This is a genomic window from Salidesulfovibrio brasiliensis JCM 12178 (assembly GCF_001311825.1).
In the GTDB taxonomy this organism is placed as follows: domain Bacteria; phylum Desulfobacterota; class Desulfovibrionia; order Desulfovibrionales; family Desulfovibrionaceae; genus Pseudodesulfovibrio; species Pseudodesulfovibrio brasiliensis.
In genome coordinates this window covers 26,079-40,788 of the sequence record NZ_BBCB01000021.1, presented here as the reverse complement: position 1 = coordinate 40,788, position 14,710 = coordinate 26,079, and the positions used below count along the sequence as shown (strand labels likewise).

At 63.4% G+C, this 14,710-nt stretch carries 17 protein-coding genes; 7 read left to right on the top strand and 10 right to left on the bottom strand.

The window, feature by feature from the left end:
• The coding region (locus JCM12178_RS18665) for a phage connector family protein (RefSeq protein ID WP_054650197.1) at window positions 1-464 on the top strand (464 nt) is incomplete at its 5' end.
• A 41-nt stretch (window positions 465-505) separates the two neighbouring features.
• Here the strand turns inward: JCM12178_RS18665 and JCM12178_RS07600 are convergent.
• The 9 genes from JCM12178_RS07600 to JCM12178_RS07560 all read right to left on the bottom strand — a co-directional run bounded on the left by JCM12178_RS07600 (window position 506) and on the right by JCM12178_RS07560 (window position 7,732).
• Window positions 506-1,012 (bottom strand): cupin domain-containing protein, encoded by a 507-nt coding sequence (locus JCM12178_RS07600; RefSeq protein WP_054650190.1) that lies wholly within the window; start codon window positions 1,010-1,012, stop codon window positions 506-508.
• A 4-nt stretch (window positions 1,013-1,016) separates the two neighbouring features.
• The gene (locus tag JCM12178_RS07595; RefSeq protein WP_157054820.1) at window positions 1,017-1,229 is read right to left on the bottom strand and encodes a SlyX family protein; all 213 of its coding nucleotides are present in this window, start codon (window positions 1,227-1,229) and stop codon (window positions 1,017-1,019) included.
• 78 nt (window positions 1,230-1,307) lie between these two features.
• Window positions 1,308-1,919 carry an FmdE family protein gene (locus JCM12178_RS07590; protein WP_054650186.1) on the bottom strand — a complete coding sequence of 204 codons (612 nt, stop codon included), beginning with the start codon at window positions 1,917-1,919 and terminating at the stop codon, window positions 1,308-1,310.
• 9 nt (window positions 1,920-1,928) lie between these two features.
• A complete protein-coding gene (locus JCM12178_RS07585) occupies window positions 1,929-2,735 on the bottom strand; it encodes an ABC transporter ATP-binding protein (protein ID WP_054650184.1) in 807 nt (268 codons plus the stop codon).
• Window positions 2,732-3,802 carry a FecCD family ABC transporter permease gene (locus tag JCM12178_RS07580; RefSeq protein WP_054650182.1) on the bottom strand — a complete coding sequence of 357 codons (1,071 nt, stop codon included), beginning with the start codon at window positions 3,800-3,802 and terminating at the stop codon, window positions 2,732-2,734. Before JCM12178_RS07580 ends, JCM12178_RS07585 begins: the two co-directional genes overlap by 4 nt.
• Before the next feature lie 2 nt (window positions 3,803-3,804).
• A complete protein-coding gene (locus JCM12178_RS07575; protein WP_054650180.1) occupies window positions 3,805-4,959 on the bottom strand; it encodes an iron ABC transporter substrate-binding protein in 1,155 nt (384 codons plus the stop codon).
• Window positions 4,960-5,170: 211 nt separating this feature from the next.
• Window positions 5,171-6,061: a DMT family transporter gene (locus tag JCM12178_RS07570; protein ID WP_054650178.1), complete on the bottom strand. Its 891-nt coding sequence runs from the start codon at window positions 6,059-6,061 to the stop codon at window positions 5,171-5,173.
• Window positions 6,058-6,672, bottom strand: coding sequence for a cyclase family protein (locus tag JCM12178_RS07565; RefSeq protein WP_083465804.1), 615 nt, complete (start codon window positions 6,670-6,672; stop codon window positions 6,058-6,060). Before JCM12178_RS07565 ends, JCM12178_RS07570 begins: the two co-directional genes overlap by 4 nt.
• Window positions 6,673-6,709: 37 nt before the next feature.
• Window positions 6,710-7,732 carry a tRNA dihydrouridine synthase gene (locus JCM12178_RS07560; RefSeq protein WP_054650195.1) on the bottom strand — a complete coding sequence of 341 codons (1,023 nt, stop codon included), beginning with the start codon at window positions 7,730-7,732 and terminating at the stop codon, window positions 6,710-6,712.
• Between the two features lie 168 nt (window positions 7,733-7,900).
• Here JCM12178_RS07560 and JCM12178_RS07555 point away from each other — a divergent pair, with 168 nt between their 5' ends.
• From JCM12178_RS07555 to JCM12178_RS17710, 6 genes are read left to right on the top strand one after another with little or no spacing between them, the layout of a single operon-like run.
• Window positions 7,901-9,961, top strand: a complete 2,061-nt coding sequence (locus JCM12178_RS07555; protein ID WP_245628667.1) for a phage tail protein — start codon at window positions 7,901-7,903, stop codon at window positions 9,959-9,961.
• A 39-nt stretch (window positions 9,962-10,000) separates the two neighbouring features.
• Entirely contained in the window at window positions 10,001-10,477 is a 477-nt protein-coding gene (locus JCM12178_RS07550; RefSeq protein ID WP_054650175.1) for a hypothetical protein, read from the top strand.
• A 3-nt stretch (window positions 10,478-10,480) separates the two neighbouring features.
• The gene (locus JCM12178_RS07545) at window positions 10,481-10,678 is read left to right on the top strand and encodes a hypothetical protein (RefSeq protein WP_054650173.1); all 198 of its coding nucleotides are present in this window, start codon (window positions 10,481-10,483) and stop codon (window positions 10,676-10,678) included.
• 2 nt (window positions 10,679-10,680) lie between these two features.
• Window positions 10,681-11,529, top strand: coding sequence for a hypothetical protein (locus JCM12178_RS07540; protein ID WP_054650171.1), 849 nt, complete (start codon window positions 10,681-10,683; stop codon window positions 11,527-11,529).
• Window positions 11,529-13,751: a DUF7483 domain-containing protein gene (locus tag JCM12178_RS07535; RefSeq protein WP_054650169.1), complete on the top strand. Its 2,223-nt coding sequence runs from the start codon at window positions 11,529-11,531 to the stop codon at window positions 13,749-13,751. Before JCM12178_RS07540 ends, JCM12178_RS07535 begins: the two co-directional genes overlap by 1 nt.
• Window positions 13,752-13,762: 11 nt before the next feature.
• Window positions 13,763-14,191 (top strand): tail fiber assembly protein, encoded by a 429-nt coding sequence (locus tag JCM12178_RS17710; protein WP_083465803.1) that lies wholly within the window; start codon window positions 13,763-13,765, stop codon window positions 14,189-14,191.
• Window positions 14,192-14,233: 42 nt separating this feature from the next.
• On the opposite strand, the gene JCM12178_RS07525 is transcribed toward JCM12178_RS17710, so the two are convergent.
• Complete coding sequence (locus JCM12178_RS07525; RefSeq protein WP_083465802.1) at window positions 14,234-14,710, bottom strand: thermonuclease family protein; 477 nt, start codon at window positions 14,708-14,710, stop codon at window positions 14,234-14,236.

The following is a 14,710-nucleotide window of genomic DNA, read 5'->3' as shown; positions in this document are numbered from 1 at the left end:
CCGCCGTGCGCGACGCGGTGCTGCGGGCGCACCCGTGGAACTGCGCCATGGCTCAGGCAGAGCTCGCGGCCGGAACCGAGGCACCCCTGTGGCGCTGGGAATATGTGTACTCGCTGCCCTCCGACGTCATCCGCGTGGTGCGGGTGGTGGCCTCGGACGGGACCGATGTGGGGCAGTGGGAGATCCAGGGCGGGCTCATTCTCTGCAACGAGCAGGCACCCCTTTTCATTTCCTATGTGCGCCGCGAAAGCGACCCGGCCCGGTACGACGCAATGCTCTCCGAGGCCATGTCCGCCCGGCTGGGGGCAATGCTGGCCTATCCGCTGTCCGGTTCTACCAGCCTTGCGGATGCCTGCTGGCAGGCCTACCGGGACAAGCTCTGTGAGGCGCGCGGCGTTGATGCGCGCGAGGGCGTGCCGGAAACCACCATGCCCATGAGCTGGCTGGGGGCCAAGCTGGCCTAGCCTGTCCGGGGTATCCGCTCTTTGCGGGTGCCCCGTTTCGGCTATTTCGTCAGGCGGATGATGTCGGCTTCGGCCTCGGGATACTGGCGAAGCAGTTCGGCGCGGTCCGCGTGTTCGTAGTCCACGAACTCGAATCCGGGAGCCACGGTGCAGCCCATGAGGCCGTATGTCCCGCCCGGCAGCAGACGCATCCCCTGCCAGACGCCCTTGGGAACCAGCACCTGCGGGTGTTGGCCCGCGAGGATGTCGTGGCCGAGCACCACGGTCTCGGCCCGACCGTCAGGATGCAGTTGCAGCATCTCGCACGGGTCGCCCATGTAGAAGTGGAACACCTCGTCCGAGTTCAGGCGGTGCAGGTGCGAGAATGTCTCGGGAGTCAGCAGGTAGTAGATGGCCGTGCTGTGGTGGCGGTGGCCGTCGTAAACGTCGGGCAGAGCCGTATGGGTGATGGTCTCTTCGGCGCGGTAGGTTTCGCGAAAGAAGCCTCCTTCCTCGGGGTGCGGCACCAGTCCAAGTTCCCTGATGATGGTTTCAGCGGTGTACTGCATGAAGCTAGCGGCCTCCTCCGTAATGCGGTGGCGGCGGCTCCGGGCCTTCGGGATCGTCATCGGTCTGCATGTCCCTGAGCCGCTGGCCGAGGAGCATGAGCTTCCGTTCCAGTTCGTCGATTTGCCGCTGCTGGTCGGTGACCACCCCGTCAAGTTGCTCTATGGTCCGCTCCTGCAGGGAGACAATGCTTTCCAGTCGTTCGATTCTATCTTCCATGGCTCCGAGTTCTAGCACACCGCCCTTGCCGGGAAAACGAAAAAAGCGGCCGCGCTTCCGCACGGCCGCCAAGGGGAATCAGCGTTTCTGGTCCATGCCTTCAAAGCATGGAATGCACAGGGTTTGCCCGCCCATTCGCCTGCTGCGCGATTCCATGACGCCCTCGCCGCACTCGGCGCAGGTCAGTGTCTCCAGAATCCGAGCCCCGCGGGGCATGGGTGTCTGCGGCTCATTGATCTCGAAGAGTTCCTCCAGCGGCATTTCCATGAGCTTGGTCTGCTGGGCCACGCGGAGCCCGGCAAGTTCGGTTTTTTCCTCGGCCGTAAGCGAACCGTCGACGCTCTTCTTCATCAGCTCGGCGGCCCGTTCGTGGGTTTTGCCCAGCGCGCCGGGGATCATGGTCAGCCGTGCTCCCTTGCCGTCGCGCTGGCGGTAGAAGGTGAAGGCGGTCTTGCCCCAGTCACGGTGCATGAGGTTGCCCTTGCCGAAGGTGCAGCCCGTCAGGAACTGGATGGCGTCCACGCCGCACATGTCGGTCTCGCAGACCGCGCATACCGGCTCGTCGCTGTTGTGGCCGAACGCCTGAAGGCAGTACTCCGCGGCGCGGATGCCGATGGACAGGCCGGGGCAGACGTGGCCGTGGAATTCGATGCAGTCGTCGATCTTCTTGCTGTCTATGGTGCAGGTCATTGCAGGCTCCTATTGGTCGAGCATTGTTTCGGTGTGGTCGTGCTTGTGGGGGCGGATCGTTTCATCTGCCGGGACCACCACGGGCAGGCCGTTCACCTCGCCGAGGACCACGGGCAGGCCGTATACGCCTTCGATCATCTCGGCGGTGACTTCCCCGCGCTTTGCAGCGGCGAAGATGGTGCGGTCCCGGAGGAAAATGAAGCGGTCCGCAAAGCGAAGCGCCTGATTGACGTCGTGCAGCGTGACCACGGCGGCCATGCCGTGCTCGCGCACCACGTGGCCGATCATGCCGAGGATTTCGGTGCGGTTTTTCATGTCCAGCGCGCTGGTGGGTTCGTCCAGAATCAGGATGCGCGGCTCCTGCACCAGCGCACGGGCGATGGCGACCTTCTGGACCTCGCCGCCGCTCATGTGGTCGAGGGTGCGCATGGTCAGGTGCTCCATGCCAAGGTGCCGGATGGCGGCCTCCACGATGCGCAGGTCGTTTTCCGATACGCGCCAGCGCATGTGCGGCTTGCGGCCCAGCAGTACTGCGTCGAAGGCGGTCATGTTGCCGGTCTCGGTTTTCTGGGCCACGTAGCCCACGCGCCGGGCGGTCTGTTCGGCGGTCAGGCGCAGAACGTCGGTACCGTCCACCATGACCGCGCCCGAAGACGGGCGGTGGATGGCGTTGACGCACTTGAGCAGCGTGGTCTTGCCGGCGCCGTTGGGCCCCATGATGGCGAGGATTTCGCCGGGGTCCACATGAAAATCGACGTTCTCGAGCACCGGGGTGGAGGCGTAGGAGAACGAGACGTTGTTGACGGTAAGGATCATGAGCGTCTCCCTCGCATGACGAGCCACAGGAACATGGGCGCGCCGATGAAGGCTGTCAGAACGGACACGGGCAGCGCGTGCGGGGCGAGCATCAGCCGCGCAGCGGTATCTGCCGTGAGCAGAAGCAGGCCGCCGAAAAGGGCGGAGCCGGGCAGCAGGAAGCGGTGGTCGTCGCCCGTGAAGCGGCGGACCATGTGCGGACAGACCAGCCCCACGAAGCCGATGACCCCGAGAAAGGCCGTGACCACGGACGTGACCAGCGCGGCCACGAGCATCCCGAAAAGACGGACGCGCTCCACGCGGACCCCGAGGCCCTTGGCGGTCTCGTCGCCCGCGTCGATGGCGTTGTAGTTCCAGCGGTTGTAGAGGAAGAATCCGAGGGCGGGCAGGGTCACGCCTGCAATGACCGCCAGTTCGGCCCAGTCGGCCCGAGCGGTGTCGCCGAAGGTCCAGAAGACCATGGCCGCGAGCTGTACGTCGTCCGCGAAGTATTGCAGGAACATGGTCCCGGCCGTGAAGAGCGAGCCGAGGGCCACGCCGGTCAGCACCATGGCCTCGGGCGAGGCGCTTCGCAGGCGGGACACGCCGAGCACCACGAACGTGGCGACCATGGACATGGCAAAGGCTGCGGTGGTGGTGGCGTATGGGTTGCTGATGACCACGGCGTCGCCGCCGGTGGAGTGCATGGTGCCGCTGCCGAGCAGCATGACCGAAATCGCCGCGCCGAAGGCGGCCGCGTGGGTCACGCCGAGAGTGAACGGCGACCCGAGGGGGTTTCGCAGCACCGACTGCATGACCGCACCTGATGACGACAGGGCCATCCCCGCAAGAATCGCTGCGAGGGCCTGCGGCAGGCGGATGTTCCAGACGATAGTGTTGACGCGAGGTTCAACGCCCAGTCCCGCCAGCGCGCGGAAGACCGCGCTGAGGGAGAGCTGGGCCGCGCCCATGGACAATGCGTAGCCGAGGACCGCCACGAGACCGACCCCGGCCGCCGCGACCATCCATGTCCGACGCGCCGTGTGCCGCCGGTACTCCTCGGGTACCTGACCGTCCGCAAAGTGCATGGTTACTGCTCCAGCACTTCCGCGTCGTCGCCGATGCGGATGGACGATGCGTCGAGTTTGGTAAAGGCCAGATTGCCGAACGCCTTGCTCAGTTCGTCAAAGACCGGACCGCCCACAAGGAAGGTATAGATCGAGTCAGCCTTGGAGACGGGGTCGATGTCCTCGAAGCGTTCGGGATAGAGCGTTTTGCCGATGAAATAAGCGTCGGCCAGCGTATTGCCGTGGTTGGAGGTGTACCAGTTGTATGGCAGGACGCCGAACACCCGGCCTTCTCTGTTGGCGGTAAGGTGCTTGTACGCCTCGTCGTTGGCCAGTTCATAGAGTGAATTGGACTCGGCCCCGGCCCGGATGGTGGAGAGGTCAACGAAGATGTATTCCGGGTTCCAGGTGACGATCTGCTCCTTGGTGGCGTCCGCATGACGCGGCGGCTTGCCGGATTCCGGGGCGGCCACGTTGGCGGCGTTCAGGAACAGGAACGGGGGGTAGCCCGGTTCGGTGGAGCGGAAGCCGTGCGGGCCTTTGAAGGCAATGCCGCCGACAAAGCAGGTGGGGCGCTCGGATACGTCTTCGGTCCGTGCGGCAAGGTCGGCGATGGTGGTCTTCAGGAAGCCGATCACCTCTTCGGCGCGTTGTTCCACGCCGAGCACCATGCCCATCAGGGTCAGGGATTCGTAAACCGCGTCGCGCCGCAGGCCGAGGTCGCCGTAGTCGAGGCAGACCACGGGGATGCCGGTCTTGGCCTGCAATTCTTCCGGGTCGTGGCCTGAGGTGGAGTAGGTCTTGAAGATAACCTGCGGCTGCGGGTCAAGGGCGGCGATGAGTTCGGGATTGTCGCGGCCGCGGAATTCGCCGAACAGGGGCAGCTTCTTGAATTGCGGGTTGGTCATGGCATACGGGCGGGCGTCGATGCGGGTCTTGCGTTTCTCGATGGAGTCAACGGCAATGGCCCGGTCCTGCGCGCGAAGATAGGTCAGGTAGCGCAGGCAGCCCGGTCCGGAGCAGATCACACGCTCAACGACCTTGGGGATGGTCACGGACCGGCCAAGGGCGTCGGTTATGGTAACGGTTTCTGTGGCTGGCTGGGTCGGCTCAGTGCCGTTTTCCGAACAGGCGCAGAGAAGCAGGGCGAGAAGCGGCAGAATCCAAAAACGGCGCATATTTCCTCCGTGAACGGTGTGAATAAACTTGGTAAATTGAGTTTTGTTATGCGTATATTGGATGAAAAATCGTGTCAACAGCGGTGCGCAATCGATGGTGCAATGCAACCCGTTTTGCTTGAATGCGGAAAAGAAGCGCTTTGGGGATGGACGAAAAGAGACATTGGGGCAGGCAAAGCCCCGTTCTTTGGTGTGAAGGGATGTGGAGAGGCTACTTGAAGCGGTTGGTCAGGGTAACGCCGACAATGACCATGGCGCCGCCGCCGAGCAGGGAGAGGGCAACGGATTCACCCAGCAGGATGGTGGCGAAGAGGATGGCGAAGACCGGCACGAGATTGATGAAGATGGCAGCGCGGGCCGGACCGATGGCCTGAATGCCCCGGTAGTACCATGCGTAGCTGACGCCGGTTGCGGCCACCCCGAGGTACAGGATGTTCGCCCAGTCGGTGAGGGTGGAGTGGGTCACGTCCGCGACAAGCCCCTGTTGCAGGGCCGGGACGAGCAGGAAAAGGCTGCCGAAGACGCACGACCACATGACGGCTCGGGCTGGCTGAAGGTGTTGCATGGCAACCCGTCCGCCGATGGAGTAGCCGGTCCACGCGGCCACACAGCCGAGGATCAAAAGATCCCCTGTCTCGACACCGCTTTCAAACAGCGAGATCGGGTCGCCGTCCGAGAGGACCATGGCCACCCCGGCGAGGGAGAGCAGCGTCCCCACAATGCGGATGGGGCCGAACCGCTCCCGGAAGATCAGGGCGGAAACCGAGGCCACGCAGACCGGGATACAGGCCACGATGAGCGCGGCGCGGCTGGCGGGGACCGTCTGGAGTCCCTTGAAGAAAAACCAGCTGTACATGAACACGCCCGTCAGCCCCAGAAAACAAACGTGCGGGACATGGCGCAGGGAGATGCCCGGAAAGCGGTCCTCCTGCCGCCACGCCATGGCCACCAGAAACACCGAGGCCGAGATGAAGCGTAGGAACGAGGCCGAGAGCGGTCCCATGGAGCCTGCCAGCATCTTCCCGGTGATCCATGTGCCGCCCCAGAGGGCCATGGTGCCGACTAGGAGGAGGTAGATGAAGAGGTTGCCTTCCCGGTTCATGGCAGTATCCCCACGGCTCGGCAGGGACCGCCGCCCCCGCCAGTGAGTTTCAGCGGCAGGCAGGAAAAGGTGAAGATGGTCTCGGCAAGGGCTTCGAGCCCGCGAAGGTTTTCGATGATGACCAGTCCTGCACCGAAAAACAGTTCATGCGCCTCGGTCCGGCCCATCGGGTCGGGGGACGGGAAATCCATGCCCACGCCCTTTCGCGCAAGGCGGGCCAACGCTTCAGCCGTTTCCGGTAACAGGTGCGGGTGGTCCTTGTAGTAGCCCGGCGTTCCCCACAAACGGTCCCAGCCGGTGCGGAGCAGGATGAAGTCCGCCTCGTTTTGGCCTTCAAGGACTTCCGGCCCGATGGCTCCCTTTGGCGCGTGGATCATCACACCGGTTCCGATGAACGCCTCGGGAGAGAGCGCGTCAACGTCGGTGCCATCCGCCAGCATGTGCGCCGCAACGTCCACATGCGTCCCGGCATGGGAGGGCAGCCCGAGCCATGCGCTGGCAAAGCCGTCTTCCTTGACTGTGGCCGCAGTGCGTATGTCCGTCTTGGGGTCGCCGGGGTAAACCGGCATGCCGGGTTCAAGGGGATGGGAGAGATCAAGGGCGCGCATCATCCGCCTTGCTAAAACCGGCGGGAGCGGGTGTCAATGCTCAGCGCGTGAAAAGGTGGATGTTCGGCCGGGTGGCGAGGGCCTGCTCCCCGGTCAGCTCGCGTCGGGCGTTTTCCCGGAACTGCTCGATGGAGTCACCGGCGGTGAGTTTGGGCAGCAGCCGCACGCCGAATGAGAAGTTGGCCGCGAGGTAGATCGCGTACTTTTTATACAGTTTAACAGCGCGGGTCGGTTCATAGTGCTCTTCCAGCGCGTCGAGCATGGCGAGCGCGGTGATGCGGTGGATGTCGGCTCCGGGCGTGAAGTTACTGCACCAGCTTGAAAAGAGCCATGGGCGGGCCACGGCCATGCGGCCGAGGGACAGGCCGTCGCAGCCGGTGGTGTCGAGCATTTTCAGGCCGTCTACGGGCAGGAATACGTTGCCGTTGCCGATGACCGGGATGTCCACGGCCTCGCAGACCTGCCGGAGGTGCTCAAGGACCGGGGGGCGGGACCGGCGGTCGGGGGAGACTCGCGGATGAAAGACGAGGCAGTCCACGCCCGCGTCCTCGAAACGGCGGGCCAGCTCTACGGCCCCGGACGGGTCGTTCTCCCATCCCGTGCGGAACTTGACCATCAGCGGGATGTCCACGGCTTTGCGCATGGCCCGGACGATCTCCACGGCCCTGTCCGGTTCGCGCAGCAGCGCGGCTCCGGCCCGGCGCTTGACGATGGCCGAGACCGAGCAGCCCATGTTCACGTCCACCCCGAAGAACCCTTCGTCCTGCACCCGCAGGGCAGCGTCGGCCATCTCCTGCGGCTGTGAGCCCATGAGCTGGCACACGAGCCGCGGCAGCTCCTCCTCGCGCCAGCGGAACACGGGAGAAATCTTCGGGTTCTCGTTGGGAAGCGCCTTCGCGGATGTCATCTCGGTCATCATCAGACCGCAGCCGCCAAAGCCGTCCAGCACCTGCCGGAAGGCGATGTGCCCCAGCCCGGCCATGGGCGCGAGCCAGAGCCGGTTGGCAACGGTTCTGCCGCGCAGGGTAAGCGGCGTGTTCAGGCGGTTTTTCAGTTCATTCATGAGGTGGCTCCCGTGCAGGCGGTTTTCAGCCGCTTTCTTCACCCCTGTCAAGCGGTAATCCTGCTCCTTTTCGTTCCTTTGAGCGTCCATTTTCTTCCGGGGCCGCAACCCGGGGGTATACTGCCGCGCAAACCCGCCGGGAGACCGGCCGCGAAACAAGGAGCGCACATGAGCATCGCAACACCGGCACTGACCAACTTCACAGCGGGCGAGCTGAGTCCACGGCTTGAGGGCCGGGTGGACATCTCCCGCTATTTCAACGGCTGCCGGACACTGGAGAACTTTCTAGTCCATCCCCATGGCGGGGCGTGGCGCAGATCGGGATTCCGGTTCATGGCAGAGGCGCTGGGAGACGGCCCCGGGCTGTTCATCCCCTTTGAATTCAACGAGGAACACACCTACCTGCTGGAGCTGGGCGTGGTGGATGAGGGCGTGTGCATGCGCGTCTTTCACGCGGGCGAACCGGTCATGGCCGAAGGCGCGGAATACCGCCTCGACCTGCCCTATGCCCCGGAAGAACTCGCCGCTTTGCGATACGCCCAGTCCGGCGACCATCTGGTGGTGGTCCATCCGGCCCATCCCCCCAAAACCCTGACCTGCAACGGCGCGGCCGACTGGCTGCTTGAGACCATGGTCTTCAAGGGTGCCCCCGAATGCTGGAAGGATGGCAATTATCCCTCCTGCGTGGCTTTCCACGAGGAACGGCTGGTGCTCGCCGCCACGCCCGACCGGCCCGCCACCATCTGGCTTACCCGCGTGGGCGACAAGACCGACATGCGGCTCAAGACCCGCGAGGCCCCGCTCTCAGACTGGCGCGATTTCGTCTGCTCCGGAACAGGCATGGGCAAGAGCGGCGAGAGCATCACGGTCAAGGACGGCGGCCTGTTTGAGAAGGGCTGTGGCTTTCGAGGCCGCAACGCGGACGACGAGCTTCGGTACTACCAGTATGTGGGCGGAAAGATTTTCGAGCCGGACGGGGCAGACCGGACGGTCACGTTCGGCACGGACATCGAGGCCGTTCATGATGCGGACGGTGTGCTGGACGAGGAGTGCTGGGTCTGCTGCGAGGTGGGCGACCGCGTGGAAGCGCCTCCGGGCGAGGAGCCGCTGGACGATGACGCCGTGGAAGTGACGCTCTCCGGGCGACAGGCCAACGGCATTCGTTTTCTGGTGTCCAAGGCCCGCCTCTGGGTGGGCTGCTCCGGCGGTGAATGGACGGTGAGCGGGGCGGGTTCGGGCGAGCCCATCACCCCGGCTGGCGTGCGCGCCGCGCACGAAGGTACCTGCGGGGCCGAGCAGCACCTGCCCGAGACCCTCGACTTCGCCTCGCTGTTCATTCAGCGCGGTGGCCGCAAGGTCCGCGAGATGGCCTATCGCTTTGATGCGGATGCCTATGTCTCCTCGGACCTGACCCTGCTCTCCGGCCACGTGACCGGCCCGGGCGTTACCGCGCTGGCCTGCGTGCAGGAGCCGGACCCCATCATCTTCTGCCTGCGGCGCGACGGCATCCTGTGCGCCCTGACCCGGCACCGGGATCAGGACGTGACCGCGTGGTCGCGCATCGTCACCGAGGCTTTGTGGAGACGGTCTGCGGCGTTCACTCACCGGGAGCGGGGCGCGACGAGCTGTGGATCATCGTGCGCAGGACCACGGGCGGCGTGGAGCGTCGCTACGTGGAGCGGCTGGATCCGGAGTTCGGCGGCGATCCGGCGCAGGCGTTTTGTGGACAGCGGCGTGACGCGCGAGGGCGACCCGTCGAACGAGGTGGAGGGGCTGGCGCATCTGGCCGGGCGCACGGTGAGCGTCCTTGCGGACGGGGCAGTGCACCGGGACGTGACTGTCAGCCCGGAAGGTACGCTGAAGCTCGATTTGGAGGCGTCCGTCGTCCACGCCGGGCTGGGGTACTCCTCGACCATTCGGCCCATGCGGCTGGAGGCAGGCTCGGCGCGCGGCACCGCGCAGACCAAGCGCAAGCGCGTGCTCAATGTGTCGGTGCGGTTCTACGAGACACTGGGCGGCAAAGTCGGCTCCACACCGGAACGATTGGAGCGCATCCACTTCAGGACACCGGAGACCTCCATGGGCGAAGCGCCGCAGCCATGGAGCGGCGACAGGAGTGTACCGTTTCCCAGAGGCTGGCAGCGTGACGACTCGATCCTTGTCGTTCAGGACCAGCCGCTGCCCATGACGGTTCTGCTCATTGTCCCGAAGCTGGTCATCAACGAATAGGCCGGGTTTCACGGCCAAAAACCAAATCAGGAGAATTCAATGGGAATGGACGAACAGCTCGCTTCGGAGATGACCGGGGCAGTGCGGATGCTCTCGGGCGCTGCAGTTTCCGGCCTGCAATCCGAAACTGGAGAGGGCGACCGTGAAAGCATCGCCCGGCAGCAGGCGTTGCTTGAGGAACAACAGGCCCGGCATGACGCATCGGAGGCCGTGCGCGAAGGGGAAAAAGAGGCTCGTGAAGTGCGCGAGCGCGGGGAGCGCGGTCTCGGGGCCATTCGGGCCCGTAAGGCCCGGTCAGGCGTGGCAATGAGCGGTTCGCGCGCATTGGTGGATGCCGCGCTTACCGCCGAGGCCCGTGAAGAGGAGCAGGAAGTGCGCGACGAGGCGCGGCTTCAGGCGGATGACATCCTTCGCACCGGGCGCAGAAAGGCCGACTCCCGGCGGTTGGCCGCAGGGCTTGAACCCCGAAAAACCGCGCTTTCGCTTGGCGCGAAACTGTATGGCAACAGGAGGTAATGCATGACTATTTCTTCAACAACCAACCGCTGCACCTACGGGGGCAACGGCTCAACCAAGGCGTTCGCGGTGCCGTTCCTGTTCATCGCGGAGGCTGATGTGCAGGCCGTGCTGCGTGGCATCGACGGGGCCGAGCACGTGCTGGACCGGGGCGTGGACTACATGCTCGAAGGTGCAGGAGACGCTACGGCGGCACCCTGACCATGAATGTGCCGCCTGCGGAAGGCGAGGCGCTGGTGATTCGGCGCAATCCGGCCATCGTGCAGGAAGTGGACTACATGGAGAACGGGCCGTTTCCCGCTGAAACCCATGAGCGGGCGCTGGACCGGCTGACCATGATCTGCCAGTCCCTTTCCGAGCGGCTGGACCGGGCCGTGAGCCTGCGCGTCTCCTCGGCGGTGTCGGGCGTGGAGATGCCTGACCCGCAGGACGGGGCCGCCCTGTGCTGGAACACGGAAGGCAACCTCGCCAACGGGCCGTCAGCTTTGGATATTGCCGAGGCCTACGAGCATGCCGAGCTGGCGCGGCTGTGCCGGGAGGCTGCCGAAACGGCAAGAGACGAGGCCGTGCAGGCGGCGGGGGCCGGGTTCCTCCCCGACCCAGCAGAGCTTTCAGCACTGGCCCTGCTTCGGGTGGATGCGGCCACGCAGGCGTATGAATGCCGAACGCCGCAGCAGGTTTGCGCTGACATTGGCGCCGCCCCGCTCGCCGCCGCCAACACGTGGACGCAGGCCCAGCGGTACGGCGAGACCTCGCTCGCCATCAGTGCGGGCGACCTTGCGTGGGACATGGAAGACAAGCCCAAGGCGGCGATCACACTGTCTGAGGACGTCACAACGTGGACTGTGACGAATCCCGGCCCCGGCGAACTCACGCTGACACAAGACGCAACCGGAGGGCGCACGGTGGCGTGGCCCGCATCGTGGCATTGGCCGGGCGGAGTGCCGGGGGAAGTGTCCGCTGAAGCGAACGCCGTGGACGTGCTGACGATCACAGAGCGCGGCGGCACAATTCGCGCCATGCTCGTCAACGACTTCAAGGCGGTGGCGTAATGAGGCCATTCGATCATCCGCTTTCGGGGGTCGGCGGTGGCGAGGCGGCGTTGAACGTCTATCCGTACACGGACGGGTGTGCCGCGCTGTTCACAGAAACGGACTACCTCTCGTTCACCCCTGCCATCGCCGGGGATAGAAAGAAGTGGACGTTTTCAACGTGGGTAAAGCCGAACGACATTAACGATGGAGTTCTATTCTATGCAGGGTCGGATTACCTTCTCCTGAGCGATGGGGATGGTGTGCGAAAGCTCAACTTGATCTTTGGCGGTGTGAACACACTGCGGGCTGACGCAATAATCAAAGACGAAACGCACTACGCTCATATCGTTGTTGCCGTGGATACAACGCAAGCCGCGCAAGAGGACCGGGTCAAGATGTATCTCAACGGTTCTCGGATAACCGGAAGCCCCGTAACAGCGTGGCCCGCGTTGAATGGCGAGGGTGGATTTAACAGCGTCACGGAACACCGAATAAACAAGAGGGGGTCAGACTCGTTCTCTAACTCCGGTTATTACGCTGACACGAAGTTCATAGGCGATGTGGCTCTCGGCCCCGAACACTTTGGCGAGTGGTCCAGTGTCGTGTCCGGGTTGTGGGTGGCTAAAAGATACACTGGAGCCTACGGCGTAAACGGCAGCTACCCGGACTTCGCGGACGCCGCCGACCTCGGCAAAGACGCAAGCGGCAACGGCAACGACTGGACCGTGAACGGTGCGCCTGTGCAGAGTGGTGACGTGCCGTGGAACAACTACGTCACGTTCAACCCGTTCACTTGCTATTACCCTGCCGATCTGTCCAACGGGAACCTGACCGCAACGGGTGACGGGACGGGTAGCAGATACCAGCGGGGAACCTTCGCGATAGACGGATTCAATGCGTACTTGGAGTTCGAGAACGCGGGCGCTCCCGGCGCGTCACTTGTCGGGCTGTCTGAGTGCAATGATGACAGGTTCGGGCCGATAGGGGCGGGTTCCGCGTACATCTACTACCACGCCAACGGGAATATCATGGTGGACGGTTCGCTTGTCGAAACGGTGAGCGCGTGGGGTGACGGTGACGTTATCTCTCTTGCCTACAATGCCGAAACGAACGAGGTTCAAGTCAGGCTCAACAACGCCTTGCAGGGCGTGTATGGCGTGAACTCCGTGAAGCCGCTTACGCCGTTCGTGAACGCCAGAAGCACGAACAGTATCACGCTCATTAACGGCGCGACCGGGTTCACCTACGCGCCGCCCGCTGGCTTCAAGGCTCTCTGCACCGCGAGCTTGCCGGAACCGGATGTGCTTGACCCGTCTACTGGCGTGGCCGTGGTGCTGCGTAACGGTACTGGTTCGGATGTAACGGTGAGCGGATTGGGCTTCGGCCCTGACTCTGTGCTGACAAAGGACCGCTACAACACCCGTTCGTGGTGCTTGCAAGACAGGGTGCGCGGTCCTGAAAACTGTCTTTTCACAGACCTGACCAATGCCGAAGATGTTAAGCCCGGCGCAATCCCGGCGTTCAACGCGGATGGGTACGATCTCGGCAACCAATCCATCACCAACGACCTCGGCTCGTCGTATATCGACCTCTGCCTCAAGCGCGGGCCGGAGTTCGGTTTTGATATTGTTTCGGGCATCAATCACACCAGCGGCAACCCCACGCCATTCGATCACGCACTAGGCGACTCCGTTGAGTTCGGTTTTGTCAGACGTTTGGATGATGTAGACCACTGGTGGTTGTTCCACCGCGACTTGGGCGCAGACAAATACCTCTGCTTGAACCTGACGCAAGCGGCTACCACCAGTGCAGGGTTTTGGGTTGTCAACACAAGCACACAGTTTTGCGTACCGAGTAGTTTGGGAACTGGCAGCTATGTCGCCTACCTCTTCCGCTCGGTTCCCGGCTTCTCCAAGGTGTTCAGCCATATTGGGAACGGCAGCACGGACGGACCTTGGGATGACTTCGGATTCACTCCGCTGATCGTGTTGGCGAAGAGCGCGGACGCGGTGCAGCCGTGGCACCTGTATGACACGGTGCGCAATCCGTACAATGACCCATACATCAACCAGTTGCTCTATCCTAGTTCGGACAGAGATGAATGGACTCTTGGTATGTTCATGGCGCACTCAAATGGCATCAAAAACGGATCGACATCCACGCGCATGAATGGGAGCGGTCAGCTCACGGTCGGCATCGCATGGGCCGCGCAGCCCTTCAAATACAGCAACGCATTTTAAGGAGATATATCATGTGGAGATTTCCCGATGGTTCTTTCAGGGCCAACCCGCCGAAACAGATTGTCATGGGCGGCGTTGTCCGCAGCTTCGCGGACCTGACACGCGAGGAATTGGACGCGCAGGGCTACAACGAGGCCGTGGCGCTCCGGCGCGAGCCGTACACGACCTACGAAACAACGTGGGGCAAGGGTGAGGATTTGATCTACCGCGAGACGGTTGTTTCGGCGGTGGTGGACGAGGCGGCGCGGCTGGATGCCGAGGCCGTGACCGTTCGCAAAGAGCGAGACGAGCGGCTGCGCCTGTCCGACTGGACTCAGCTCGCGGATGCACCGCTTGACGACGCGCAGAAAACCGCGTGGGCCGATTACAGGCAGGCGCTTAGGGATGTGCCGCAACAGACGGGATTTCCGGATGTGGTTGAGTGGCCGGAAGCGGTTTGACCTGTTGGATATGCAGAGGGCGGCTCGAACGAGTCGCCCTTTTTAGTGAAGTTTTCGGAACTCGCGCGGAGTCAGACGCAGCCCGCCTTGTTTCCAGAATCCAGCCCGAGCCTTGCGAGCTTCGGCCTCTGCCCGGGCAAGTGTGACCTTGTGCCGCAGGTTCGGAGGTATCGGGTAGGCAAGTGCCAGTCCGTTTCGCACCAGCGCTTCATTGAGCATGGCGGTGTCGGCGTATACATATGCAAGCGTTCGGCCATACCTGTCGCGACGCTGTTTGTCGAAACGGACTTCGATGTGTCTGCCCGTCAGGAAATCTACCACGAACCGTTTGGCCGCCTTGCTCCACTCCTGCCTGTATTCAGGTGCATCAATGCCGATGAGCCGGATTTCCACGTTTTGATCGTTCATGACCAGCCTGATGGAGTCGCCATCGATGACCCGTTCAAGAAAGGCTTCCTGGGCAAGCGCAGAGGGAGCAAGGAGGACTAGGAAAAGAAATGCGATGAAAGAACGGAGCAC